19 protein-coding genes are annotated in these 24,631 nt (G+C 68.8%); 7 read left to right on the top strand and 12 right to left on the bottom strand.

Annotated elements, in window-relative coordinates; genetic code table 11:
* The coding region (locus tag VD972_RS24630) for a hypothetical protein (RefSeq protein WP_324990976.1) at positions 1-360 on the top strand (360 nt) is incomplete at its 5' end.
* Positions 357-854, top strand: a complete 498-nt coding sequence (locus VD972_RS24625) for a hypothetical protein (protein ID WP_324990974.1) — start codon at positions 357-359, stop codon at positions 852-854. The genes VD972_RS24630 and VD972_RS24625, both read left to right, overlap by 4 nt.
* A gap of 95 nt (positions 855-949) precedes the next feature.
* On the opposite strand, the gene VD972_RS24620 is transcribed toward VD972_RS24625, so the two are convergent.
* The 3 genes from VD972_RS24620 to VD972_RS24610 all read right to left on the bottom strand — a co-directional run bounded on the left by VD972_RS24620 (position 950) and on the right by VD972_RS24610 (position 5,292).
* Entirely contained in the window at positions 950-3,346 is a 2,397-nt protein-coding gene (locus tag VD972_RS24620; protein ID WP_324990973.1) for a TolB family protein, read from the bottom strand.
* Positions 3,347-3,481: 135 nt separating this feature from the next.
* Positions 3,482-4,111 carry a hypothetical protein gene (locus VD972_RS24615; protein WP_324990972.1) on the bottom strand — a complete coding sequence of 210 codons (630 nt, stop codon included), beginning with the start codon at positions 4,109-4,111 and terminating at the stop codon, positions 3,482-3,484.
* 83 nt (positions 4,112-4,194) lie between these two features.
* Positions 4,195-5,292, bottom strand: a complete 1,098-nt coding sequence (locus VD972_RS24610; protein WP_324990970.1) for a ketoacyl-ACP synthase III — start codon at positions 5,290-5,292, stop codon at positions 4,195-4,197.
* A gap of 415 nt (positions 5,293-5,707) precedes the next feature.
* On the opposite strand from VD972_RS24610, the gene VD972_RS24605 reads away from it, so the two are divergent.
* Positions 5,708-7,027 carry an MFS transporter gene (locus tag VD972_RS24605; RefSeq protein WP_324990969.1) on the top strand — a complete coding sequence of 440 codons (1,320 nt, stop codon included), beginning with the start codon at positions 5,708-5,710 and terminating at the stop codon, positions 7,025-7,027.
* Here VD972_RS24605 and VD972_RS24600 read toward each other — a convergent pair.
* Both VD972_RS24600 and VD972_RS24595 read right to left on the bottom strand, forming a co-directional pair.
* Positions 6,948-9,242 (bottom strand): PAS domain S-box protein, encoded by a 2,295-nt coding sequence (locus tag VD972_RS24600; protein ID WP_324990968.1) that lies wholly within the window; start codon positions 9,240-9,242, stop codon positions 6,948-6,950. The genes VD972_RS24605 and VD972_RS24600 overlap by 80 nt on opposite strands.
* Positions 9,243-9,585: 343 nt before the next feature.
* On the bottom strand, positions 9,586-9,780 hold the full coding sequence (locus tag VD972_RS24595; protein ID WP_324990966.1) for a hypothetical protein: 195 nt from the start codon (positions 9,778-9,780) through the stop codon (positions 9,586-9,588).
* A gap of 196 nt (positions 9,781-9,976) precedes the next feature.
* Between VD972_RS24595 and VD972_RS24590 the strand changes: the two genes are divergently transcribed.
* Positions 9,977-10,750: an alpha/beta hydrolase gene (locus tag VD972_RS24590; protein WP_324990965.1), complete on the top strand. Its 774-nt coding sequence runs from the start codon at positions 9,977-9,979 to the stop codon at positions 10,748-10,750.
* 6 nt (positions 10,751-10,756) lie between these two features.
* Here VD972_RS24590 and VD972_RS24585 read toward each other — a convergent pair whose 3' ends face one another.
* The 4 genes from VD972_RS24585 to VD972_RS24570 all read right to left on the bottom strand — a co-directional run bounded on the left by VD972_RS24585 (position 10,757) and on the right by VD972_RS24570 (position 16,108).
* Positions 10,757-11,923 carry an ATP-grasp domain-containing protein gene (locus VD972_RS24585; RefSeq protein WP_324990962.1) on the bottom strand — a complete coding sequence of 389 codons (1,167 nt, stop codon included), beginning with the start codon at positions 11,921-11,923 and terminating at the stop codon, positions 10,757-10,759.
* Positions 11,924-12,291: 368 nt separating this feature from the next.
* Positions 12,292-13,755: a PLP-dependent aminotransferase family protein gene (locus VD972_RS24580; protein WP_324990960.1), complete on the bottom strand. Its 1,464-nt coding sequence runs from the start codon at positions 13,753-13,755 to the stop codon at positions 12,292-12,294.
* Positions 13,756-13,789: 34 nt separating this feature from the next.
* Complete coding sequence (gene ettA / locus VD972_RS24575; protein ID WP_324990958.1) at positions 13,790-15,469, bottom strand: energy-dependent translational throttle protein EttA; 1,680 nt, start codon at positions 15,467-15,469, stop codon at positions 13,790-13,792.
* 123 nt (positions 15,470-15,592) lie between these two features.
* Positions 15,593-16,108, bottom strand: coding sequence for an FHA domain-containing protein (locus tag VD972_RS24570; protein WP_324990956.1), 516 nt, complete (start codon positions 16,106-16,108; stop codon positions 15,593-15,595).
* A 66-nt stretch (positions 16,109-16,174) separates the two neighbouring features.
* Between VD972_RS24570 and VD972_RS24565 the strand changes: the two genes are divergently transcribed.
* The 3 genes from VD972_RS24565 (at position 16,175) to VD972_RS24555 (ending at position 19,636) form a co-directional block, all read left to right on the top strand.
* A complete protein-coding gene (locus tag VD972_RS24565; RefSeq protein WP_324990955.1) occupies positions 16,175-17,122 on the top strand; it encodes an ABC transporter ATP-binding protein in 948 nt (315 codons plus the stop codon).
* On the top strand, positions 17,119-17,880 hold the full coding sequence (locus tag VD972_RS24560) for an ABC transporter permease (protein WP_324990953.1): 762 nt from the start codon (positions 17,119-17,121) through the stop codon (positions 17,878-17,880). The genes VD972_RS24565 and VD972_RS24560 overlap by 4 nt, the downstream gene beginning before the upstream one ends.
* A 121-nt stretch (positions 17,881-18,001) precedes the next feature.
* Entirely contained in the window at positions 18,002-19,636 is a 1,635-nt protein-coding gene (locus tag VD972_RS24555; protein ID WP_324990951.1) for a serine/threonine-protein kinase, read from the top strand.
* Positions 19,637-19,657: 21 nt separating this feature from the next.
* On the opposite strand, the gene VD972_RS24550 is transcribed toward VD972_RS24555, so the two are convergent.
* The 3 genes from VD972_RS24550 to VD972_RS24540 form a co-directional block, all read right to left on the bottom strand.
* Positions 19,658-21,682, bottom strand: a complete 2,025-nt coding sequence (locus VD972_RS24550; RefSeq protein ID WP_324990949.1) for a PAS domain-containing protein — start codon at positions 21,680-21,682, stop codon at positions 19,658-19,660.
* A 214-nt stretch (positions 21,683-21,896) separates the two neighbouring features.
* Positions 21,897-23,216, bottom strand: a complete 1,320-nt coding sequence (locus tag VD972_RS24545; RefSeq protein ID WP_324990947.1) for a discoidin domain-containing protein — start codon at positions 23,214-23,216, stop codon at positions 21,897-21,899.
* Between the two features lie 327 nt (positions 23,217-23,543).
* A partial coding sequence (locus tag VD972_RS24540; protein WP_324990945.1) for a DUF3459 domain-containing protein occupies positions 23,544-24,631 on the bottom strand: 1,088 nt, incomplete at its 5' end.

The following is a 24,631-nucleotide window of genomic DNA, read 5'->3' as shown; positions in this document are numbered from 1 at the left end:
GTCACGGACGTGGTGTTCCGCGAGTTCTCGCGCCTGCACGAGCTCTACCGGCCAAATGGCACTCAGCGCACCATCGAGCGGGACCGGGTGGCCATCGATTCGCTGCTCGCGCCGCTGCTGCCTGGCGCGCTGCGCGGAGTCTCCGACTTCGAGCCCGTGGAGCTGACCCAAGGGTACTATTACTGGAACGTGCGCATGCGCTGGCGCGACCGGTGTGACGTGACGTTCGAGGCGTCGGACTATCAGGAGATGAAGGCGCGGCACCGCTCGGGCGTCATCCACAAGTTCGTCTTCCACGCCAACGGCAACCTCTGCGCGGACTGGGATCCGGAGCGCGAGGTGCTGCTACGCACCGCATGAGCGCCCTGCCGGCCGAGCACCGCGCGTACTTGCAGGCAGTGCGCCGATTGCAGGAGCGGGGCGTGGTCTTCGCCGTCATCGGCTCATTCGCGCTGCGGCTGCGCATGGACGCGCTCGACAGTGAGCCCGTCCCGGACTGCGATCTGGTGGTGGACCCGGCGCCGGACAATCTCCAGCGCTGGGCCGCCACGCTGGCCGAGGAGGGCTGGGCGCTGGAAGTCTGGGGACAGCCGGTGTCCCCGCCGCTCGAGTTGGAGCACCTGCGCGGCAAGTACTACGTGCGTGCCAGGAAGGGCGCGCTGGTGATCGACGGCGCCTACGAGCTCGACCTCCTGGGTGTCCACGAGCTCCTGGCCCGCGCTTCACCCCTTCAGGGGCTCCCCGTGGCGGACCTGGATACGGTCCTCGACCTCAAGCGCTCACGCGGCACTCCGAGGGATCTCGAGGTGGTGGGCCAGGTGGAGCGCTGGCGTCAGCGTCCCCCCGCGCGCTGAGCCAACCCTGACACCCTGGACCAGAACCTGTCATACAAGCAGACAGGTTCGCGCCAAGCGCTGTCGCCGGGCCACCCTCGTGGGGTGTTCCGTCTTCAAGGAGCCTCGCCCCGAGCGATGACCTCGATCTCCCCGAGGCTCGCCACCCGCGCGCCGTAGAAGGTGCCCGTCACCTGGCTCAGCTCCACGCGCACCACGAGCGCCTTCACGTCCGGGAAGCTCACGTCCGTGCCGGACACGGAGAGGCTGTCCGCCGTGCCACTGCTCACCTGCTGCGTGGCGGCCGCGTCCGAGTAGAGCTTCACCGTGGCGGCACCCACCTGGACGGTGACGTTCGCCTCTCCACCCGAGCGAGGGTTGTACAGGCGCACCTTGCGCACCGTCACCGGCACCGGGAAGGTGAGCTGCACCCACTGGTTTGCATGCTGGTCGCCTGGGGTTCGCCAGTACCGCCAGATCTCTCCCTTCATCACTCGCCGGTCGATGACCCCCGTATTGAAGGTGGGATCCTGCGTGGAGGACACGGTGACGGTGGCGCCCGGCGCCAGGTTCGTCCACTTCGCCTCCTCGTCCGAGGCCGGCACCGGGATCATCGTGTGGCCCGCGTGGCAGCCCATGCACCGCACCACCGCTCCTGGCGGCCCGAAGTTCATCCCCGCCACATGCCCCGCGCCGTCCGGGTTGGGCCCCCCCGTCAGCGGCACCCGGTAACCCTGCGAGGCCGGCCCCCGGAGCTGCTCGAAGAGCGACACGTTCGCGGGCGCGGCAGGGTCCTCCGCGAAGCCGTCCGGCGCGATGGCCTTCTCACCCAGGAGGATGGGCCAGTCCAGGTGCGGGAAGGAGCCAGGACTGGTGCGCTGGTGGTCGATGAAGAAGCGGATGGTCGCCGCAGAGCCCACCGCCGGGGCGCTGACGATGTCCGAGTCCACTGGCGCGTTGGCGTAGACGTTCAGCGCTCGGAAGACGAAGGTGCCATCGACGTCGAATGGCCCGTCTTCCGTCGGTGGGAGCAGCGACGCGGACGGGGCGCCTGGGTTGTCGCGGAACAGATCCGGCAGCACCGGCGGCTTCGGGCGAGGCGCCAGCACGCGCGCCCGCACCTCGGCCGTGCCGAGCAGATCATAGAGCAGCCGCGGGCGCTGACCATCCTCCCCCACCACATAGAGGCCGTAGTCCTGCTGCACGTCCGAGGCGAGGGAGACCACCAGCCTGCCATCCAGCAGCACCTCGGGCTCCGCGGCGTAGGTGCCCTTGAAGATGCCGTACGAGACAGGATCGGCGGCACTCACGTAGTCCAGCGTGAAGTCCGCCACGCCGATGATGGCCTTGTACGGATGGGCACCGCGCTCGTAGCGCCGGATGCCGCCGAAGCCACTGGCCTCCGTCATGTTGTACATGGGGAAGAAGTTGGCGAAGAACACCCCCTCCGGGCTGAAGGCGCCGCCGTAGACGTGGTTCTTCTCCTCCAGGCGGAAGCGCCCGTTCCACATCTCCAGCCCCGTCCCATCCGGGTTGAGGGTGGCGGCCTGCCACCCGTTGCGGAACATGTCCGGGCCACCCACGGGGTTGTTGCGGTTCGTCGTCAGCCCGTCCTTCTGATCAAAGCCCCCGCCCGAGCGCGTCACGGTGGACATGTCATTCGTGGGGAAGCGGTGGTTGCGCCACCAGCGCGCGTAGACGATCTTGCCCGTCACCGGATCCACCAGCGCCCGATCCGCGCCGTTGCGCTCGGCGGTGATGCGGTGCATCCGCGTCCCGTCCAGGTTCACGACGTAGAGGTTGGAGGCGCGCACCCCGCTGTACTGGCCATAGGCGGGATAGCGCGTGGAGGAGAAGACGATGCGCCCATCCGGCAGGAAGGCGGGATCATAGTCGTCGTACCCCTGTAGCCCGTCCGCGGCGCCGCCGAAGCGGCCGTAGTCCAGGCTCTGATCCGAGCGCGTCACCTGCTTCAGGTTCGTCCCATCCGCGTTGATGGCATACAGGCGCCACGCTCCAATGGAGCGGGCCGGAGACGTGTTGTAGTTGCCCGCAGGCAAGCCCGCGAAGACGATGGTCATGCCGTCATACGAGACGGACGGGCCGTTCACGTCCACGAGGTTCATCGTCTGCGGCGAGGACTGCTCCCCATCAATGAGCACGCGCATCCGGCCATCCGGCTCACGAACAAGGAGGCGACCGGGCACCGAAGGCCGCACACGACTGTGCGCTCCCACGCCTGGCATCGCCTTGGGGACATCCCAGTAGATGCTGCCCTCGGGCATCACCCTGCGCGAGACGAACACCAGTGCCGGCACCCCTCCATCCACGGGCGGTGTCACACCGCCATCGTTCTGGACGCCGCCATCCCCGGTGCCGCCGTCCCCACCTCCATCCTCCGTGGGCTCGGTGCCCCCATCCGGGCCGCCCTCTCCGGGCTCGGAGCCGGAGCACGCGGTGAGCAAGCCCATGAGACACAGCGCAGCCACGAGAAGACTTCGGCGGGTAGACATACAGGCTCCTCACGCAATCCAAAGGCCATCCCTAACCCCCCAAACCCTCAGGAGCCCAGGGAGGCTCGACCGGGGAGCACCCTCCACACCCGTGGAGCCCACCCCTCACTCTGAGCGGAGCGACGAGCGCCCGGGTTACTTCGGCTTGACCGGCGCCGGAGCCCGAGCCTTGTCACCCGCAAGCGCCTTCGCTGGCTGCTTCCCAGCTCCCCCGGGCGCGGCCGCCGCCGTCGGATCCGGCTCGAACATGCGCAGCGTCCACAGCGAGCCCGTGTTGTACCCAGGCAGGCCGAGCGGGTTGAAGATGCTCGCGCTCGTCGCGAAGCCCCCTGCATAGGGGGAGGGGTGCTCCGTCAGCTTCAGCGCGCAGCTGGTGAGCACCACGCCCGGCCGCGGCACTGCGTTGCTCACCACGGTGCACTTCCCCACCGCCACGAAGCGACCCTCGGGCAGCTCGAAGCGCGCGTAGATGTCCCCCTGTGCACCCTCGGGGAACGCGCGATCCGTGATGCGCACGCACGCCAGCGCCGTCCCGGGGACTCTTTGTCCACCGGGCCTCACCTTGCCGTCCGCGCTCCTCTCCGGCACGACGATGATCCCCTGCAGCTTGACGTTCGTCGGGAACGGCGCGGCCTGGCAGGCACTCGGCTCCGCCGCGGCCTTCGGATCCTCCTCGGTGCGGAACTGGTACGTCACCTCGCCCGCCCACGCGGAGACAGGCAAGGCGAGCGCGAGCAAGACCACACAGGCAGGGATGCGCGACATGGGGCAACTCCTCAGAGGGTGTGGACGTCCAGCGCCCACGTTAGCAAGGGGAGAAGTGCCCCTGGGACGACGCCTCCTCGCGACTACAGCCGCACGAGCTGTGCGCCGTAGTGGACGCTGGCGCCCACGGCCGCCACGAGCACCAGGTCCCCGCTGCCCACGCGCACCCGGCCGGACTCAAGATCCTCGGCCAGCAGGATGAGCATACCGGCCGCCGAGGTGTTGCCGTAGCGGTGCACGTTCATCGCCACGCGATCTGCGGGCAGCTCCGCGTGGTGGGTGAAGAACTCCATCAGCCGCCGGTTGGGCTGGTGGAAGTAGTAGCGCTGCACCTCGGAGCGCAGCGCCGGGTGGTTCTCCAGCACCGCGTCGATGCAGTGGCGCATGAGCAGCGGGTAGCTCTCCGCCACCTTCTGCCCATCCACCACGAAGGCCATGTCCCCCGGGCGCGTGCGGCCCTGGTGGGGCAGCTTCATTCCGCCACCACCACGGCGGATGACCAGATCCCCATGCGTGTTGCCAGACATCGTCGCCAGGATGCCCGTGCCCTCCTCGCCATCCGCGCGCAGGATGACCGCGCCCGCCCCATCCCCGAAGACGTACCCGGACAGGAACGCGTTGATCGGCTTGCGCCCAGGCCCCGGGATGATCTCGTCCGTGTAGACCTCCCGGTTGACGTGCGGCGAGGCCAGCGCCGAGGCCACCACCGCCACCGTCTTGAAGCGGCCGCCCTCCATCATCTTCGCCGCCATGTCGATGATGTACGGGGTGCCGCCGCAGCCGTCGTCGATCACCAGCGCGAAGGTGTCCGTGCGGCACTCCAGGCGCCGGTGCAGCTCCATCGCGTCATGGTTGAAGTTCAGCTCGTCCGGCGTGCAGGTGACGAGGAGGATGGCATCCAGCTGCTTCGCGTCTACGCCCGACTGCTTCAGCGCCCGGCGCAGGGCGAGCTCGCACATGTCCGAGTTCGTCGACGGATAGATGGGCAGATCATCCTCGGGGGGAGGGATCGCCATGCCCTTCTCTTCATCGATCTCCCACAGGTACCGCCGCTCCTCGATGCCCGTCTTCTCGAAGATCCGCTCCGCAGACCAGCCCGGCAAGGCCTTGGCGATGCGCTCATTGCTGATGCTTCGGGAAGGAACGTAGGCGCCAGCTCCGGCAAAGCGAACAGTGGGCATAGTCGTTTCTCGCGGTGATGTAGGGGTCTTCCCAGCTGATAGGAATCATGAGCAGGGGGCATGCCACCCATGAAGTGGTTGAAACGACGCGCTCCCGGGCCGGTGTAGGCCTTCACCCGTGAATCACCCCCACTCCCTCGTTTTCCCGCGATTCCCATTTTTTCAGAGGTATTCGCGAATACTTCATTGGCGAAGTACTCGGATTCACGAATGAATTGTGCGGGAGAAGACCCCTTGGGTTGAGCGCCGCCGGTGGAGCGCACCTTACGTGCGAGGGCTGACATGCCGACCTGATGGGTCACCAGGGACCTCGGGGGGTCATCAACACCCTGGAAGGGGCGTCCAGTGCTGTCCGCGTGACCCACTCCGGCTAGAAAGGGCGCGGCGCCGGCTGAGGCTCCAAGGGAGGTGGCGGGTGTCCGGACAGGGAGAGGCTCGAGGCGGCCTGCAGGCCCAGCGTGAGCTCTGGGCGAATGCGAGCTGGCGTCGGTGGGTGCTGGCGGCATCCTTCACCCGCCTGTGCTTGACGATGATGCCGTTCGCGCTGCTGCTGATGGGTGAGGCCGCCCTGGGCTCCTTCTCGGCGGGGGCCTGGATGACGAGCGCCTTCTCCGTGGGGGCTGCCGCGGCCGCACCCTTCCGGGGCAGGGCCATGGATCGCCGCCGGCTGCCGGAGGCCATGCGCGCGCCGCTGCTGGGCCTGGCCGCCCTGAGCGTCGCGGTGTCGGTCGCCTGCGCCCTGCACGCGCCGCTCCCGGTGCTGCTGGTGCTGTCCCTGTTGCTGGGCGTCATCCCTGGGGGAGTCGGCGGTGCCTACCGCGCGCTGATGCCGACCTTCCTCTCCCCCAAGGAGCTGGCCGCCGCCTTCGCCATCGACGCGGTGCTCATCGAGGCGACGTGGATCGGTGGGCCGCTGCTGGTGGGGGTGCTGGCCCTCCTTCACCCCAGCGTCACGCTGGGCCTCGTCACGGTGTGTGCCGTGGTGGCCACCGTGGCCAACCGGCGCCTCCCTTCCCGCGAGCCTCCCCCTGCCCCCACAGAGCCCCGGCGAGGCCTGGACCTGGCGCCCCTCTTGCGGGGGCTGTCGCTGTTCGTCTTCGTGGGCGGCATCACCGTTGGGGTGAGCTGGGGCGCCCTGGACACGGCCCTGCCTCCCAGGCTGGTGGAGCTCGGCTCACGCGCGGAGCTGTGGGGCGCCCTGGCGGCGCTGATGTCCGTCACGAGCGCCATGGGAGGGCTGCTCTATGCGGGCATGGCAGGGCCGGCCTCGGCGCGAGGGGGGCTGGGGCGCGCGCTGCTGTTCCTCACCCTCTGGAGCGGGTTCCTCCTGCCGGTGGGCCTGTCGGAGGGCGTGGTGAGCACGGCGGTGTGGCTGGCCGTCGCGGGCTTCTTCCTGGCGCCGCTGGCGGGCCTGCTCGCCCACCTGCTCCAGCAGGCCCTGCCGTCGGACCGTCAGGCCGAGGGCTTCTCGGTGTACGGCGCCTGCTGGTCGCTGGGCATTGGCGCCGGCAGCGCGCTCACGGCCGTGCTCCTCGAGCATGCCACCGCCCGCGCGTCCATCATTCTCTCGGGGGCGGTGCCGCTCACCGTGCTCCTGGGCAGCGCACTGGTGGCACGGCCGCTGCTGCGAGCCGCCACGCAGGCGCTCCCGCCCCTCACGAGTGGAGAGGCTGGGGAGCCTGTGCGTGCGGAGGCTCGGGAGCCTGAGTCGAGTGCCGGGGCAGGGACACCGTGAACGTCGTCCCGTGCTCCCTCGTGGAGTCCACGGAGATGCTGCCCCCATGGGCGTCGACGATGTGCTTGACGATGAAGAGCCCCAGGCCGATGGAGTGATTGTCTGCTGAGCCAGGGACTGAGCCCCGCTTGAGCGGCTCGAAGAGCTGGCCCATCAGCTGGGCGGGGATGGGCTCCCCCGTGTTGTGCACGGAGAGCTGGACCTCGTCGGGCAGGCCGTCCGTGCGCACCCTCACCGCGCAGTGCTCGCTCCCGTAGGCGAGTGCGTTGTTCACCAGGTTGGTGATGAGCTGCGCCAGCCGGTCCGCGTCCCACGCGCCGCGCCCATCTCCGCTCTGCTCCAGGATGAGCTGGCGTCGCGGCCATGCGAGCTGGACCTCCTCCACCACCTGCCGCGTGAGCTCGTGCAGATCCAGCGGCCGGAGCTTCACCGGGAGGGCACCCCGGAGCCGCGCCTGGGTGAAGTCCAGCAGATCCCTCAACATCCGGGTGGCGCGCGCCGCGCTGGAGACGATGCGCTGGAGGGCGCGGCTCCGCGCCTCGTCCAGCCCACCCTGCTTCAACAGCAGCGCGGCGGACATGGAGATGGCGTTGAGCGGGTTGCGCAGATCATGGCTGACGATGCCGATGAGGTGCTGCTCGAAGTCGGCCCGCCGCCGTGTCTCCTGCTCGGCCCTCCTGCGCTCGGTGATGTCCTGCAGCGCCCCCACCATCCGCACGGCCCGGCCCTGCTCATCGCGCACCACGTAGCCCCGCTCGGCGACGAGCATGTACGAGCCGTCCACGTGCCGGAAGCGGTACTCCTCCGCCCAGTGGTTGCCTCCCCCCTCCAGGACCGCTTGCACGCCACCCAGCACGCGCTCCCGATCCTCGGGGTGGATGTGCTCGGACCACCACTCGATGGCCGAGACCACCCCGGTTGCCTCGTAGCCGGTGAGCCGCTGGAGGTTCTCGCCCCACTGCACCTGGTTCGTGTCCAGGTTCCAGTCCCAGACGGCGTCATGGGTGGCCAGGGTAACCAGGCGATAGCGCGTCTCGGACTGGCGCAGCTCCTCCTCGGCGCGCCGGCGCTCGGTGATGTCCACGGCCATGCCCGAGACGGCCCTCACCGCGCCGTCCGGTCCCCGATCGGGAAGGAAGACCGCGTCGAACCAGCGTCCCTGGTACTCCAGCTCCTCCGAGACCGACTCCCCCTGCAGCGCCCGCTCGATGGCGGCGGTGAGGGCCGGGTAGTCCAGGCTGTTCTTGAAGATGGACTGCCCGATGACTTCGCCCTGCTCGAGCCCGAGCCTCTCGAGGATCCGCCCCTCCACGAGGGTCAACCCCCCCTGGGCCTCGAAGGAGAAGAAGATGATGGGCAGTGCCGCCAGCACGCGGCTCAAGCGCTCGCGCGCCTCGTCCCGCTCCCGCTGCATGCGCCGGGACAGGGTGATGTCGGTGGAGATGCAGCACGTGGCGTAGGGACGAGCTCCCGCCCTGGGAAGGGGGAACTTCAGCGAGCGCCACACATGCGCTCCGTCCCCCTGTGGCACCTCCTCCTCCACCTCGAGCGGCTGCCCCGTAGCGAGCACCTGGGCATCCGTGGCGCGGAAGGTGTCGGCCGTCTCCCGGGAGAAGCAATCATAGTCCGTGCGGCCCACGATGGCCTCACGGCGGGTGCCGGACAGCTCCTCGAAGGCGCGGTTGACGAAGAGGTACCGCCCCTCGGTGTCCTTGGCGGAGATGACGGCGGGGGCGTGGTCGATGATCTCCTGCAGCTTCGCCCTGCTGGCACTCAGCGCGTGCGAATACTCCACGGCATAGCAGCGCAGGGCCTCCGCTGCCGCCGCGGCGATCGCGTCCACCAGGATCCTCAGCACCTCGGGAGTGAGCGGGTAGGAGCTCTCGTCAAGGATCTCGAGGATGATGGAGCGCAGCACGGAGTACTCACGGACGACCTCGGAGATGTCCAGGCCTCTGCGGAAGCACTGAGCACCATGGGTCTCGGCGATCGTGTCCACCGAGACCCACTGGGTGGAGCCAGGGGTGGGCCTGCCGCGAAGCGCCGCCACCATCGCGGTGAGGAACTCCGGCAGCGTGGCGAGGAACGCTTCGGAACCCTCGGCCGACGGCGAGGGCACCTTCCCTACCCGCTCCTCCCACCGGCGGGTGATGTCCTCGCTGCGTGCCTCCAGGAAATCAGCGAGGCCCTCGCTCGAGGGATCGCACGGGCTCATGAGGGCACTCCGCTCACCCGAAAGGACGCTCGCCGCGCGCCAGGGGACCACCGACACGGGGGGGGCCTGCCTCTCCGCTCGCTCATGCGGAGGCTGGCATGCGCCCAGACAACGCAATCCACCGGGCCTCCCTCGCCCGGCAGGACGGCTGCCTTCGGTGGGGTCTCTTCCACCGGCTCTCCTTCGTCTGCCTTGGATCGTCAGCGAATTTGACCACTCCCGTGCAGGATGGCGAGGGCCCTGGAGTGCATGTCCGGCGTCGCCCCTGTCTCCTGGGGCTCAGACGATCGTACGTGAGAGCGCACCGCGTCCCATCCGGCCATGCCCCTCCCTGGGTGCGCCCTCACACCCGAGGTGCCAGTCGCGTCCGCATCGCGAGCAGCTCGCCCGCAACATCCCGCGCCGCCTCAGCCTGCGCGTGGGCCACCTCCAGCCGCTGCCGCGCCTCGTCGCTGCCATCCAGTCCCTCGCGGGCCTGCCGCAGTTCGAGCGTGGACACGATGAGCAGGGTTGCCAGTTCCAGCTGCTGGAGTTCCATCGCCTCATCTCCCACGGAGCGTGACAGGCCTCTTCTAGCAGCGGCCCTCGGGTGCCCCCAATTTCTGGACGCTCCGAAACCTGCAATACATGACAGATCTGAACACTTCCGAGGTTGGCCGGAGGGGCGGAGCCATCTAAGGTTCGGCCACCACCGCGGCTGCTGGGCGCAGGCCCCGAGCGCCGGTGGGTGCTCCATGGGCCACGTGCACATCATCCGCGACTTTCCCTCCCCGCAGGAGGGCTTCACCCGAACCCTCCGCATCTACACGCCGGACGGCTACGACGAGCACGGCGAGCGCCGCTACCCCGTCCTCTATCTGCAGGACGGGCAGAACGTGTTCGCCCACCCCGAGTCGGCGGTGTTCGACACCTGGTGTGCCAACCACGCGCTGGAGGCGCTGGTGCACGAGGGCCGGCTGGAGCCGTGGATCCTCGTCGCGGTGGACTCGGGGCCTGGGCGCTTCCAGGAGTACTCGCCGTGGGACGAGCCGCGCAACCAGGTGAAGGCCCAGGGGCCGCTGTACGCGCGCTTCCTCGTGGAGGAGCTCAAGCCGTACGTGGATCGCGTGTACCGCACGCGGCAGGGCCCGGAGTGGACGGGGAGCATGGGCTCGTCGCTGGGCGGGCTCATCTCGCTGTACCTCGGGTGGCAGTACCCGGAGGTGTTCGGGCGCATCGGCGCGCTGTCTCCCACGGTGATGTGGAGCGAGAGCAAGCTCTTCGAATACTGGAAGGCCCACAGCCAGCGGTGGACGCGCATCTACCTGGACGCCGGCTCCACGGAGCACATCGGGGACGACAAGGTGCCGCTCAACTATGGCGTGGCTACGCGCGAGTTCTACGGGCACCTCAAGCGGCTGGGGTACCACGACCATGAGCTCATCCTCGTGCTGGAGCCCGGGGGCCAGCACCACGAGAAGGACTGGCAGCGGCGGCTGCCGTTCGCCTTCCGGTGGCTGTTGAGCTGAGCGCGGCTAGCGGAGGGCCTGGGCGAAGCTCACGTCCTCGCGCATGCGCTCCAGGTCCGCGTGGCGCGTGAGGTACATCTCGGAGCCCATGGCGGCCTGGTACACGGAGGGCATGTCCGTGGTGTGCATCACCAGCGCGGGGCCGAGCCGGTGCAGCACCTCCTCGTGGCTGTGGCGGTAGGGACGGCCGGCGCGCCGGGCGATGTGGCACACGTGGTACTTGGGGCTGAAGCGGATGTCGGCGATGGGATCGCCCGTGACGACGCGCGCCCACAGCCGGTACACGTCGATGTCGCAGGCGTAGTTGATCATGTCCGTCATGAAGCCTCCGGGCGGGCGGAGGTTTGCCTCGAGCGCGATGAAGCGGTCGTCCGGCAGACGGAAGAACTCCAAGTGGAACCAGCGCTCGCGCAGGCCGAGCGCGGCCACGGCCTTGCGGCCGAGCTCGTCGAGCGCGGCGGGGATTTGCTTGAGGCTCCAGAAGGAGATGTCGCGCTTCTCGGTGACCACCTCCATGACGCCATCGCTGTACTGGTGGCTGAGGGTGAAGAGGATCTTCCCCTCGCGGTCCACGACTCCGTCATAGGTGATGATGGTGCCCTGGACGAAGGCCTGGGCGACAAAGGGGGCGGACGGGGGCTGGGCGAGCACCTTGTCGACCTCGGCATCGCTGCTGACCTTGAAGGTGTGAGCGGCGCCCACGCCCACATCGGGCTTGAGGACGAGCGGGTAGCCGACGCGCTCGGCGAAGGCCTTCACCTGGGCGGCGCTCTGGACGGGCTCGAGCTCGGGGTGGGGGACGCCGGCGTCGCGGAAGATGGTGGCCATGCCGGACTTGGAGCGCAGGCGATGGATCTCGGCGGGCTTGAGGCCGAAGACGTTGAAGTCCTCGCGCAGGCGCGCCTCCTGCCCGAGCCATGACTCGTTGAGCGACTCGATGCGATCCATGTGGCCGTGGCGCCAGGTGAGGTAGCCGGTGGCGCGCAGCAGGGCGTCGTAGTCGTGGAGGCTGGGGGTGAAGAAGTACTCGCGGAGCGTCTCTCGCAGCTCGTGGCGGAGGGTGTCGTAGGGGGCGTCGCCGATGGCCAGGACGTTGACGCCGCGCTCGCGCAGGGCGGTGACGAAGTGGAAGTACTGCGGCGGAAAGTGGGGGGAGATGAAGACGAAGTTCATGGCTGCTTGGAGCAGAGGTTCCCGCCCGACCATAGCGCGCCTTGGGGCGATGCCCATTTCCTGACGTGCCATGTGTGGGCAAGTCCCCTCTCCCATGGAACCCCCGGGAGGGGTCCTGGGAGGTACCGTTCGCGACATGTCGAGGCCTTCGCGCAGGGCGGTGTCCGAGTGACGCGGGAGAGCCATGCATGGGACACACTCGGACTGCCCCTGCTGAACCGCTTCAAGGGCACCCCATCGGCGCACTCTGGCCGAACCTGTATAGCTGTCGGACAGGTTTGCTCAGCGCGCCCCTGGCACGGGCGTAAGTCCTCGTCTCACCCATAGATTCTGGAAAGAACGGGCGATGGAGGCTCGCCTCCCCGTCGCTATCTCCGGGGCCGGGCCCTCGCCATCCGGCGTACCGCCTCGCGCAGTTCCGTCTCCTTGAGCCCCGCGAAGCCCAGGCGCAGGGCGGAGAATGGTTGGCCGTCGAACGTGTACTGCCCCCCATGGGAGAACCACACTCCCATGTCACGGGCACGCTCGCTCCAGGCGGCGGCATCAAGCCCCGGGGCGCAGCGAGCCCAGAGCGTCATACCCCCAGCCGGGATGGAGAACTCGAGGGCGTCGGGAAGCTCCTTGCGTAGGGCTTCAACGAGGGCGTCCCGGCGAGAGCGATAGACGCCTCGCATCTTCCGCACGTGGCGCTGAAGCTCGCCCTCCTCGAGCAGCTCAGCGAGGGCGTATTCAGCAACGAGATCTCCCTGCCGGTCTACGACGGCGCGGATGGAGGCAGCGCAACGGATGAGCGGTATGGGGGCGAAGAGGAACCCGACGCGCAGGCCTGGGGCGAGTACCTTGGAGAGAGTGCCCACATAGATGACGACGTTATCGCGGTCAGCGCTGGCGAGCGGAAGGACAGGGCGTCCGTCGTAGTGGAACTCGTGGTCGTAGTCGTCCTCAATGAGGGCGGAGCCTGCAGCCCGGGCCCAGGCGAGCAGCGTGAGGCGACGCGCGGGAGAGAGCGTGACGGTGGTGGGGTACTGGTGGTGAGGCGTGAGGTAGACAGCGCGGATTCCCTGGCGGGCAGCCGTTTCGAGTCGATCGACGCGGATGCCCTCACCATCGATGGGGATGGGGACGAGCTGAGCGCCTACGGACCGGAAGGCTTCCCACGCGGGGCGGTAGCCCAGAGCCTCTACAGCAATACGCTCACCGGGACGCACAAGCGCACGAGCGGCAAGATAAAGCGCGCCCTGACTCCCGCGAGTGACGAGGAGGGAGTCCGGGGTCGCCGCCAGCCCGCGCACGGAGGCGAGCATGTGAGCCAGCGCGGCGCGAAGGCGTGGGTGTCCCTGAGGCCCGGCGTAGTCGAGGAGGCGCTGGCCTCCGAGCTTGAATGCGCGGCGCCAGGCACGGGCGAGCACCTCGACGGGGAGGAGCCGCACGTCCGGCGAGCCTCCCGTGAGCACGAGGGCCCCGCGAGGGAAGTCCACGGGCTCCCGGCTCTCCAGAGGCGGATCGAGCGGGAAGCCCACCGAATCCAGACTCCGGGCCCGCGGCGCCTCCGAGCGCGCGGGTGGCTCCACGTCAGGGAGCGCAGTGGACACGAAGGTGCCACGCGCCGGAGCAGTAGAGATCCACCCCTGGGCCTCCAGCTCCTGATACGCGGCGAGGACGGTGTTGCGATGAACGTGCAGCGTGGTGGCGAGCGCGCGGCTGCCAGGGAGCGGAGCACCTGGCTTGAGGCGCCCACGCCGGATGTCCTCGGCGAGGGCCCGAGCAATCTGGACGAAGAGCGGCGTGGGGGACGCCTCGTCCAGCGGAACGCTCAGCTCCCAGGTACGCATATGGAGCTGTGCCTCCTGTGCTGCCCCCGAGGGCTCAGTTCTTCGTGAGCGGCCGGTAGCGGATGCGGTGCGGCTGCAGCGCCTCGGGGCCCAGCCGCTTCTTCTTGTCCGCCTCGTAGTCCTGGAAGTTGCCCTCGAAGAAGAACACCTTGCTGTCTCCCTCGAACGCCAGGATGTGCGTGGCGATGCGGTCCAGGAACCAGCGGTCGTGGCTGATCACCACCGCGCACCCCGCGAAGTTCAGCAGCGCATCCTCCAGGCTCCGCAGCGTCTCCACGTCCAGATCGTTCGTCGGCTCGTCCAGCAGCAGCAGGTTGCCGCCGCTCTTGAGCATCTTCGCCAGGTGCACCCGGTTGCGCTCGCCACCCGACAGATCCTTCACCCGCTTCTGCTGGTCCTGCCCCTTGAACGCGAAGCCCGCCAGGTACGCGCGGCTCGGGATCTGCCCAGCCCGCCCCAGGTCGATGTGGTCCAGCCCGGCGCTCACCTCCTCAAACACCGACTTGTCCCCGTTCAGCGCGTCGCGGCTCTGGTCCACGTACGCCAGCTTCACCGTCTCGCCAATGCGCAGCTCGCCCGAGTCCGGCTTCTCCACGCCGGTGATCATCCGGAACAGCGTCGTCTTGCCCGCGCCGTTCGGTCCAATCACCCCCACGATGCCGCCCGGCGGCAGCTTGAAGGTCAGATCGTCGATGAGCAGCCGATCCCCGAACGACTTGCGCAACCCCTGGGTCTCCACCACCAGCCCGCCGAGCTTCGGCCCGGGCGGGATCGTCACCTCGCCCGTCGCCTCGCGCTTCTCCTGCGTCTGGTTGACCAGATCCTCATATGCGGAGATGCGTGCCTTGCTCTTGGCCTGTCGCGCCTTCGGGCTGGCGCGCACCCACTCCAGCTCGCGCTTGAGCGTCTTCTGCCGGTGGCTCTCTGACTTCTCCTCCAGCTCCAGGCGCTTCTGCTTCTGGTCCAGCCACGAGGAGTAGTTGCCCTTCCAGGGCACGCCCTCGCCACGGTCCAGCTCCAGGATCCACTCCGCCACGTTGTCCAGGAAGTACCGATCGTGCGTGATGCTGACGATGGTGCCCTTGTAGTCCTTCAGGGCCTTCTCCAGCCACGCGACGCTCTCGGCGTCCAGGTGGTTGGTGGGCTCGTCCAGCAGCAGCAGGTCCGGCTTCTCCAGCAGGATGCGGCACAGCGCCACGCGGCGCTTCTCACCACCGGACAGCTTCGTCACGTCCGCGTCGCCCGGCGGCAGCCGCAGCGAGTCCATGGCCATCTCGATGGTGCGATCCAGCTCCCAGCCGTTGGCCGCGTCGATGGCGTCCTGCAGCTTGCCCTGCTCCGCGAGCAGCTTCTCCATCTCCGCGTCGCTCATGGGCTCGGCGAACTTCGCGGACACCGCGTTGAAGCGGTCCATCAGCGCGCGGATCTCCTTGAGGCCCAGCTCCACGTTCCCCTTCACGTCCAGTGACGTCTCCAGCTGGGGCTCCTGCGGCAGGAAGCCGACCCGCGCGCTCGGGTCCGGCTTGGCCACGCCGAAGAACTCCTTGTCCGCGCCGGCCATGATGCGCAGCAGCGTGGACTTGCCGGAGCCGTTGGGGCCAATGACGCCGATCTTCGCGCCTGGGAAGAAGGACAGGTAGATGCCCTTGAGGATGTCCTTCCCACCCTTGACCTTGCGCAGGTCCTGCATGGTGAAGATGAAGTTCTGGGCCATCGGGGTTCTGTTGCCTCCAAAGTGACGACGTAGAGGGTGGCGGATACTAAGGAGGCGAGCGTGGCGCAAGGAACTCCCCCATGCACCCCGCCCTGCCCCCCCTCCTGACGCTGGAGCAGGCGCTCAGCGGCGAAGCTTCTCCCACAGGGACTCGGCGGTGAAGTACGCGAAGTCCGCGTCCCCGAAGCGCACCAGGTCCCCGTCCTGCACGTAGAACTCCTTGTGGGCTTCCAACATGTGGCCGTTGAGCTGCGTGCCGTTCGTCGAGCCCAGGTCCACCACCGTGCAGGTGTCCGACTGCCCGTGCCAGGCCAGCCGCGCGTGCTCCTTGGAGACGGACGGATCGTTGATGACCAGCTCGCAGCTCGGCATGCGCCCCACCATCAGCGCATCCGTGCTGCGCAGCGGCGGCATGGTGGCCACCAGCAGCTCGTCGAACCGCAGCATCACCGCCAGCTGCATGGCCTCCAGGCTCGGCCCCGTGGCCGCCATGGTGCTCTGGGCCCCCATGCGCATCGCCATCTGCTCCACCACCGGCCGTGGCGGCTTCTGGACGAGCACGAAGGGGCCGATCTGGTTGCAGAAGAATGCCTCGGTGAGCCGTGAGGCCAGCGACCGCAGTTCCCGGACGTTGAGCATGGGCACCCAGTCTAGCGCGGCGCTTGATGACCACCACCCCCAGAGGTGCTAAGCCCCGCCCCCGTCATGTCACCGACCGTCCTGGAGGTGCAGGGTCTCTCCAAGACCTACGCCGGGCTCACCGCCCTCGCCGAGGTGAACCTCTCCATCCGCCAAGGGGAGATCTTCGCCCTGCTGGGCCCCAACGGGGCAGGCAAGACGACGCTCATCGGCGCCGTCTGCGGGCTGGTGAAGAAGACCCACGGCCGCATCCTCCTGTTCGGCAAGGACCTGGACGATGACCCCGTGAGCCCCCGCTACGACGTGGGCCTGGTGCCCCAGGAGCTCAACTTCGACCCCTTCTTCACCGTGGCCGAGTCCCTCCACATCCAGCTCGGCTACTACGGCCGCCCCCGGGATGAGGCGCGCGTGGACGAGGTGCTCACCGCCCTCAACCTCCAGAACAAGAAGGACGCGCTCACCCGAGCGCTCTCCGGCGGCATGAAGCGCCGCCTGCTCATCGCCAAGGCGCTGGTGCACCGCCCCAAGCTCGTCTTCCTGGACGAGCCCACCGCCGGCGTGGACGTGGAGCTGCGCAGGGACCTGTGGACGTACGTGCGCAAGCTGGCCGCCGAGGGCACCACCATCGTCCTCACCACCCACTACCTCGAGGAGGCCGAGGAGCTGGCCGACCGGGTGGGCGTCATCAACGAGGGGCGCCTGCTGCTGGTGGAGGACAAGGCCTCGGTGATGCGTCGCTTCGGCGAGCGCCGCCTCGTCGTCACCTTCGAGCAGCCCCTGGCCGAGCTGCCCGAGGCCGCTCGCCGCTTCAACGCCACCCTCTCCGAGGAGCGCCGCACGCTCACCTACCTGGAGCGCGAGGGCACGCCCCCCTCGGGCGAGCTGCTGCGCGCCCTCTACTCCCTGGGCCTGCCCATCTCCGATGTGGAGACGCGCCACTCCCGCCTGGAGGACGTGCTCATCGAGGTCCTCCGCGGCCGCCCCCAGAGGGAGGCCCGAGCCCCCGCGCCATGAATACCCTCGGGATGAAGACGCTGTTCGAGAAGGAGGTCCGCCGCTTCATGCGCGTGCCGGGCCAGACCATCCTCTCGCCGCTCATCAGCACCACGCTGTACTTCATCATCTTTGGCTACTCCATCTCCAGCCGCGTCAGCGAGGTGGAGGGCGTGCCCTACCTGCCCTTCATCGTCCCGGGCCTCGTCTTCCTGGGCATCGCCAACAACTCCTTCCTCAACTCCAGCTCCTCGCTCTTCATCACCAAGATCCAGGGCACGGTGGTGGACCTGCTGGTGGCGCCCATGGGGCCCGGCGAGCTGATGGCCGGCTTCATTGGCGGGGCCATGGTGCGCGGCCTGGCGGTGGGCGGGCTCACCTGGGGAGTGGCGGCCCTCTTCACGGGCTTCAGCCTCCAGCACGCGGGGGTGGCTGCCTACTTCTTCTTCATCTCCTCTTATGTCTTCAGCGTGCTGGGGATGATGGCGGCCCTGTGGGCGGAGAAGTTCGAGCAGATCAACTTCTTCCCCACCTTCGTGATGATGCCGCTGACTTTCCTGGGGGGCGTCTTCTACTCCGTGCGCGAGCTGCCCGCGCCCTGGGACCAGATCAGCCTCTTCAACCCCATGGTGTACATGGTAGAGGGGCTGCGCTACGGAATGCTGGGACGGAGCATCTTCCCTCCCGCGCTCGGAGGAGGCATTCTCCTGCTCCTGGCCTTGGTGGCCACCGGTGTGACCTACATGGCACTCCGCTCTGGATACAAGATGAAGGCCTGACACCCGGCAGTTCCGGGTGAGGGGCACCGGACAATTCAAGGCTGTCCGCTCCCTCGCCTGCTCAGGGAACGGAAAGACGGGCTTTCACGAGGTACCCGGACCCAGGGTATCCTACAAACGAATGGCTGTTCCCTTCGGGAAGTACGAGCTGCTTCGCAAGATCGCCGCCGGCGGCATGGGCCAGGTGTTCCTGGCCCGTGAGCGCAGCTCCGTGGAGCGCCTCGTCGTGCTCAAGCTCATCCTCCCGCACCTGGCGGAGGACGACGAGTTCCTCAGCATGTTCCTGGAGGAGGCCCGGCTGGTGGCGCGCCTCCAGCACCCCAACCTCGTCACCATCCTGGATCTGCTCGAAGTCGAGGGCCGCCACTGCCTGGCCATGGAGTACGTGCAGGGCGACGATGTGCGGCGGTTGGACAAGCAGTCGCGGCTGAAGGGCCGGCTGCTGCCCACGGGGCTGGTGCTGCGCATCATCTCCGAGGCCGCGGCGGGGCTCGACTACGCGCACAAGGCCCGCGATGCGCAGGGACAGCCGCTGCGGCTGGTGCACCGGGATGTCTCGCCGCAGAACATCCTCGTCGGCTTTGACGGGGCGGTGAAGATCATCGACTTCGGCGTGGCGAAGGCGGCCGGCAGCGGCCACCAGACGGCCACCGGCGTACTCAAGGGCAAGTACCCGTACATGTCCCCGGAGCAGGCCTCAGGGCAGCACATGGACGCGCGCAGCGATCAGTTCGCCCTGGGCGTGGTGCTGTGGGAGCTGCTCACCGGCAGGCGCCTCTTCAAGGGCGAGACGGACATGATGACGCTGCGGCTGGTGAAGGACTGCCAGGTACCGCAGCCCTCGCAGATCAACCCCAAGCTGCCGCCCGGGCTGGACGAGGTGGTGCTGCGGGCGCTCGCGCCCACGCCGGACAAGCGCTACCCGGACTGCGGCGCGTTCCGGCTCGCGCTGGAGGACTACATCATCCAGCTGCGCATGGCGGCCAGCACCGCGCACCTGTCCGCGTTCCTGCGGGAGCTGTACTCGGAGCGCATCGCCGCGGAGGCGGACCCGGCGAAGCTGGACGAGCTCTCCGAGGACGCGGACCTGGACTCGAAGGACAAGGAGAAGTCCAGTCCCTCGCGCAGCCGCTCGGCCGCTCCAGGCCAGCGCCTCACCCCCTCGCGCTCTTCGCTGCCCAGCGTGGCGCCTCGGACACGCTCACGGCAGTCCGTGGAGGCCCTGGTCGGGCCCGCGCCCGCGCCGCGGCCGGACGCCACGCGAGGCACGCAGTCCCTGCGGGCTCCCCCCGAGCGCCGCTTCCCGGTGATCCCGGTGGTGGTGAGCAGCGCAGCGGCGCTGATCATCGCTGGGGCCGCCATCGTCTACCTGACCCAGAAGCCCGATCAGCCTCCGGTACCACCGCCTCCCGTGGTGAACACTCGGCCGGAGGAGCCACCGCCCGAGCCACCCATTGAGACGCCGCCAGAGCCCCTCCAGGTGGAGCTCGTGCTCCGCTCCGAGCCGGCCGGCGCGGCGGTGCAGCTCGCGGGCAAGCTGCTCGGGGTGACGCCGGTGACGCTGCCGCTCACGCCGGATGGCCCCCCCGTGGAGGTGACGCTGTCGCTGGAGGGGTACGAGCCCCTGACGCGGCAGGTGTCCGCCGCGAATGCGCCGGGCCTGAGCCTGGCGCTGGAGAAGCGCGCCGCCGCCTCCAAGAAGCCCCCCACCGAAAAGAAGCCGCCTCAGTCCGGCTACATCAAGAAGGGCCGCTGAGCCCGCCGGGCGGGCGCCCCCTCAGGCACGCGGCGGCGACTGGGCGACCAGCCGCCGGATGACCTCCGGCTCGAAGGGCTTGTCGATGCGCGGGTGAGAGAAGTTCTGCAAGAACTCCCGGGCGCGCGTGGTGAAGCCGCCGCCCGTCATGAAGACGAGCCTCGGCAGACACTCGGGGTGCTTCTTCGCCAGCTCGGCGTGCACGTCCATGCCCGTCAGGTCCGTCATCATCAAGTCACAGAAGATGCGATCGAACTCCGTGTCGCGCTCCAGCAGCGCGAGCGCCTCGCGTCCGCTGCTGGCCACCACCACCTCGTTGCCGCGGCCGATGATGCGCCGCATGACAGAGGAGATGCTCGCCTCGTCGTCGATGACGAGCACCCGCTTGCCCTGCACCCCTGGCACCTCCTGCAAGGAGGCCGGCGAGGGGGCCAGCGCGTCGGCCTCCACACCCCGGGTGGGCAGCACCACCCGGAACGTGCTCCCCTTGCCCGGCTTGCTGGCGGCCGTCAGCTCGCCGCGCAGCGCCTTGATGATGCCGTGGCAGATGGACAGGCCCAGCCCGGTGCCCTCGCCCTGGGCCTTGGTGGTGAAGAAGGGCTCGAAGGCGCGAGAGAGTACCTCCTCCGTCATTCCCATCCCCGTGTCCGTCACCTCCACCACCACGTGCTGATCGCGCGAGTAGGTGGCGAGAAGGATGCGGTGCCGCGTCGGGTCCCCCTCGGGGATGGCCTGCGCCGCGTTGATGATGAGGTTGAGGAAGACCTGGCCCAGCTTGGCCTCGTTGGCCCACACCGCCGCCACGTTCCCGTAGCTCTTCACCACCTGCGCGCGGTAGCGCACGTGGTTCATCGCCATGGAGAGGCTGAACTCCAGCGCGGCGTGTACGTCCACGGGCCGCAGGTGCGAGTCATCCGCCCGGGCGAACGTCTTCAGATCGCGGACGATGCCGCGGATGCGCTCGGCGCCCTCGCGCGCCTCCGCCAGCGCCTCGGCCGTCTCCTTGAGCGTGTCGCGCGCCTCCACCTGAGGCAGCGTCTGGATCTGCTCCAGCGCGAAGTGGATGTTGCCCATCACGAAGGACAGCGGGTTGTTGATCTCGTGCCCCACGCCGGCCGCGAGCTGCCCTGCCACCGCCAGCTTCTCCGACTGGACGAGCTTCTCCCGGGCCGCGAGCAGCTCCCGCGCCCGCTGCCGCGCCAGCTCCTCCGCCTCCAGGCGCCCCGAGTGCTCGCGCGTGAGCAGCGCGTCTCGCTCCTGCTCCGCCTTCTTCTTCTCGGTGATGTCTCGGAAGAAGATGGCGATGCCACTGCCGGACGGGTACGCGTGGACGGCGAACCAGCGCCCCGCCGAGTACTCCATCTCGAAGACGGTGGAGACCCGCTCCGCCATCACCCGCCGGTACTCGCGCTCGGTGAGGGTGCCCAGCAGCTCCGGGCTGGTGCTCCACATGTCCCGGCCGAAGAGCTTCTCCCGCGGCTTGCCCGTGAGCAGCAGCGCGTTGCGATTGATGTACGTGTAGCGCCAGTGGGCATCCACGGAGAAGAAGCCCTCGGGCAGGTTCTCGAGCAGCTCCACCAGCCGGTCCCGCGTCTCGCGCAGCCCCGTCTCCGCCCGGCGGGCCGTGGTGATATCGCGCAGCCGCACCAGCACGCCGTCTCGGAAGCGGGCCACGGTGGCCTGGAGCCACCCCTCGAAGCCCTCACACGAGTGGGGGAACACCTGCTGGCAGGACGCGCCCGTCTCCACCACCTGGTGGAAGGCCTCGAACTGGCCGGCCAGCCCCAGCTCTGGCGGAACCTCGTGGAGCCGCCGCCCCACCAGGCCTCCCACCCGCCAGCTCAGGGTGCGCTCCGCGGCGGGGTTGGCGTAGATCCACTCGAAGTCAACGATGGAGCCCTCGCCATCCCGGATGGCTCGCAACGTCATGCTGCCCTCGGGATGGGTGTGCTCCACCTCCGCCAACAGGCGAAGGACCTCATCTCCTTCAGAGTGGCGAGTGCCTCTCAGGAGCTTGGGTGGATCGATGAACGCAGGCTTGGGCATGCCGGGATCCTCCAACGCGTGACGGTCTGCCCCCTGTCGAGGAAGCCAGGGCCAGAGCCTCCTCGGTGCTCACAAGCTTACTCGCTTGCCTCGCCTGAAATAGTCCCCTGCTCCCTTTGAAAGAGACACCCTCTGAGAAGGCAAACGGCGCGAGGAGGGAGCAGCTCCTCGCGCCGTTCTCGACAACACCATCGGATTACTTTGAGCCGAGCACCTACGGTTGGATCTCGCGCACGCTCAGCCACTTGAAGTCGACGTCGCTGGCGTTGTCCCAACGGAATACTGCAATGGGGCCACCCCAGGTGATGGGCATGGGGTCAGAAGCGCCCCCGCAGTGGGTGGCGTCCCCGCCCCAGTCGCCAGCGTCCACCATGTCGTAGATCTTCCTCCAGGTGACCTTGTCGGCGTTGTCGTTGAGGTACAGCTCGAGCCGCACGGCCGCCCGGCCATTCACCTGCGTGTTGCGCATGACGGCCTTGAAGCCGACCCAGCGGCTCCGGAGCGAGCTGGTGGCGGGCTTGTACGGAGCCTGCTCGTAGCTGACATGCCACGTCTCCTTCTGCCAGCGCGTGCGCCCGTCATAGTGCAGCGCGCCCTTGTACGAGGAGCCCTCGCACGCCAGCGAGTCGGTGTGCCGGCCGCCGCGCGCGTACCAGTCGAAGTTGTCGCTCATGTCCGAGGCGGCGTTGAGCTTCACGAAGCCGGTCATCTCCACGTTCTTCCAGTCGTTGGCGGCCTGCATGAAGCCCTGGCTGCTCAGCACATCCGGGTCGTACGTGGCGATCCTCCCCGAGTTGTAGCCGGTGGAGGTGAAGACGGACAGGCGCACCTGGGTGGACCTGATCTTCCAGGAGCCATCCGCGTTGCGGGTGAGGGTGGACTTGGGATCGAAGCGTGGATCCCGCGTCGCGTCGGCCGCCAGGGCCCAGGTCTCACCGCCAGCCTTGGTGGAGTGGATCATCGTCACCCCGAACACGTCCGTACCCGTCGGGGGAGGCGGCGGAGGCGGCGGAGGGGGCGGGGGCGGCTGCGCAGTGCCGCAGTCGAGCACGCGCAGCTCGTTGATGCTGGCCCAGTTGTTCTGCGTGTTGCCCTTGACGGTGATCCGCACGTAGCGCGTGGGAGCAGCGGCGAAGGAGATCCGCTGCGCCTGCGCCGAGCGGGGGCTCACGCCCGCGGCGACGACATAGAAGGTGCTGCCATCGCGCGAGAGCGACACCTCATAGTTGTTGCCGCGCTCTTCGCCGCGGTGCCAGGTGACGTCCACGGCGCTCACCTGCTTCTCTGCGCCGAGATCCGCGCGGATCCAGCAGCCGCTCCCATCACAGGACCAGCGAGTCGCCGTGTTGCCGTCGAGCACGTTTGCGGGGATGTTGCCGTCATCCGCGCTGGCGGTGACGGCGCTCACCGGGAGCGCCGTGCAGGCAGTCTGTGCCCGCGCCGGGGTGGAGAGGGCCAGCAGGGACAGCGCGCACAGCGAGGGGAGCAGGGCTCCAGAGAGGAGCCATGAGTGAGACTTCTGCGATCTGACCAAGTGGTGTGTTCCTCGGGTGGAGGCCACGAGTCCACGCGCCCGCTTCCGGAGTGAGCTCGGAGCGGTGAGCACGCGACTGCTCGCGGCCAGCGTTGTTGTTGCCAATGCCCCGCCTCGAACACGAAGGGCTCGCTTGCCCTTTCGCGCTCATGACAGGACGCGTCGTTCTTGCAGCCCCGAGTACCGGATGTGCCTTTTCTTTGTTCCCGAGCCTCGCGCGCGCCGGCTCTCGCCTGGAAGGTGACTCCGGTGTCGCATCCCCTTGCGACGTGCGCCCGCCTGAGCGAGCACAGCGGCGCTCGCGCTCTCATGCGCAGCGAGCGCGGCTCAGCCTGGCAGCCGCACCACGAGGGCCGAGGGGCCCTCCAGCCGCACGACGCCCCCTCTCAGCGGAGGCGCCTCCACGGCTCCACCGAAGGCAGGCGCCTCGCTCCAGAGCACCACCTGGGCACGCGCGCCCTCCGGCAGCCGGTGCTCGAGCAGGCCCTTCACATTGACAAAGGCGAGGAGCCGCTGCCCCGCTCCCTTGCGCTCGAGGACGAGCGCGCTCGTTCCCAGCGCCTGCACGTCGTAGCTGCCCCGGCCCCGCTCCTTCAGTGCGGGCTCGGTGGCACGCAGCCGGAGCAGCTCCCGGTAGAGCGCTCGCACCTGCGCGTGCGCTGGGCGCTCCGCCTCGCTCCAGTCCAGGCGGGAGCGCTCGAAGGTCTCCACCGCCTGCGGATCCGGCACCGTGTCTCCCGCGAAGCGGGCGAAGCCGGCGAACTCCTTGCGCCGGCCCTCGGTGACGCGCCGCCCCAGCTCCTCATGGTGGTCCGTGAAGTAGAGGAAGGGCGTGCTCGCGTTCCACTCCTGTCCCATGAAGAGCAGCGGCGTGTACGGGGACAGCAGCAGCAGCGTGCTCATCGCCCGGTAGGCCGCCGGCGACACGTCATGGCCGAGCCGCTCGCCGTGGGCGCGGTTGCCCACCTGATCATGGTTCTGGAGGCAGTGCACGAAGTGCCGGGGCGGGAGCCTGCCCGCCGGCGTGCCCCGTGCGTGGCCCTGGTTCTTCGACACCTGCCCCTCATAGAACCAACCCTGACGGAGCGTGCGTGCGATGTCCTCCGCGCTGCCTGTGTAGTCCTGGTAGTAGCCCTCGCTGTCCCCGGCGAAGGCCCGCCGGAGCTGGTGATGCAGGTCGTCCGCCCAGACGCCATCCAGCCCCATGCCCCCCTCGGTGGCCGGGTGGAGCAGGCGGGCCTCGTTGCGCTCGTCCTCGGCGATGACGAGCACCCGGCGGCCGGGGGCGGCGGCGCGAGCCCTGGCGGTGAGCTCCGTCAGCAGGTGCGGCGAGCTGTCATCCACGATGGCGTGCGCCGCGTCCAGCCGCAGGCCGTCCGCGTGGTAGTCGCGGATCCACATGTCCACGTTGGAGA

The organism is Hyalangium sp. (assembly GCF_035629615.1).
In the GTDB taxonomy this organism is placed as follows: domain Bacteria; phylum Myxococcota; class Myxococcia; order Myxococcales; family Myxococcaceae; genus Hyalangium.
The sequence above is the reverse complement of the archived record's forward strand: the minus strand, read 5'-3'. Positions and strand labels throughout refer to the sequence as shown.

What these genes read in the sequence shown, in the direction of transcription:
- VD972_RS24580 (WP_324990960.1), bottom strand. Translation starts at nt 13,755, where the DNA reads ATGCGTACCTGGGAGCTGAGCGTTCCGCTGGACGAGGCGTCCCCCACG.
- VD972_RS24610 (WP_324990970.1), bottom strand. Translation starts at nt 5,292, where the DNA reads ATGCCCACTGTTCGCTTTGCCGGAGCTGGCGCCTACGTTCCTTCCCGA.
- VD972_RS24570 (WP_324990956.1), bottom strand. Translation starts at nt 16,108, where the DNA reads ATGCTCAACGTCCGGGAACTGCGGTCGCTGGCCTCACGGCTCACCGAG.
- VD972_RS24595 (WP_324990966.1), bottom strand. Translation starts at nt 9,780, where the DNA reads ATGGAACTCCAGCAGCTGGAACTGGCAACCCTGCTCATCGTGTCCACG.
- VD972_RS24550 (WP_324990949.1), bottom strand. Translation starts at nt 21,682, where the DNA reads ATGCCCAAGCCTGCGTTCATCGATCCACCCAAGCTCCTGAGAGGCACT.
- VD972_RS24620 (WP_324990973.1), bottom strand. Translation starts at nt 3,346, where the DNA reads ATGTCTACCCGCCGAAGTCTTCTCGTGGCTGCGCTGTGTCTCATGGGC.
- VD972_RS24625 (WP_324990974.1), top strand. Translation starts at nt 357, where the DNA reads ATGAGCGCCCTGCCGGCCGAGCACCGCGCGTACTTGCAGGCAGTGCGC.
- VD972_RS24560 (WP_324990953.1), top strand. Translation starts at nt 17,119, where the DNA reads ATGAATACCCTCGGGATGAAGACGCTGTTCGAGAAGGAGGTCCGCCGC.
- VD972_RS24585 (WP_324990962.1), bottom strand. Translation starts at nt 11,923, where the DNA reads ATGAACTTCGTCTTCATCTCCCCCCACTTTCCGCCGCAGTACTTCCAC.
- VD972_RS24615 (WP_324990972.1), bottom strand. Translation starts at nt 4,111, where the DNA reads ATGTCGCGCATCCCTGCCTGTGTGGTCTTGCTCGCGCTCGCCTTGCCT.
- VD972_RS24565 (WP_324990955.1), top strand. Translation starts at nt 16,175, where the DNA reads ATGTCACCGACCGTCCTGGAGGTGCAGGGTCTCTCCAAGACCTACGCC.
- VD972_RS24590 (WP_324990965.1), top strand. Translation starts at nt 9,977, where the DNA reads ATGGGCCACGTGCACATCATCCGCGACTTTCCCTCCCCGCAGGAGGGC.
- VD972_RS24555 (WP_324990951.1), top strand. Translation starts at nt 18,002, where the DNA reads ATGGCTGTTCCCTTCGGGAAGTACGAGCTGCTTCGCAAGATCGCCGCC.
- VD972_RS24600 (WP_324990968.1), bottom strand. Translation starts at nt 9,242, where the DNA reads ATGAGCCCGTGCGATCCCTCGAGCGAGGGCCTCGCTGATTTCCTGGAG.
- ettA (WP_324990958.1), bottom strand. Translation starts at nt 15,469, where the DNA reads ATGGCCCAGAACTTCATCTTCACCATGCAGGACCTGCGCAAGGTCAAG.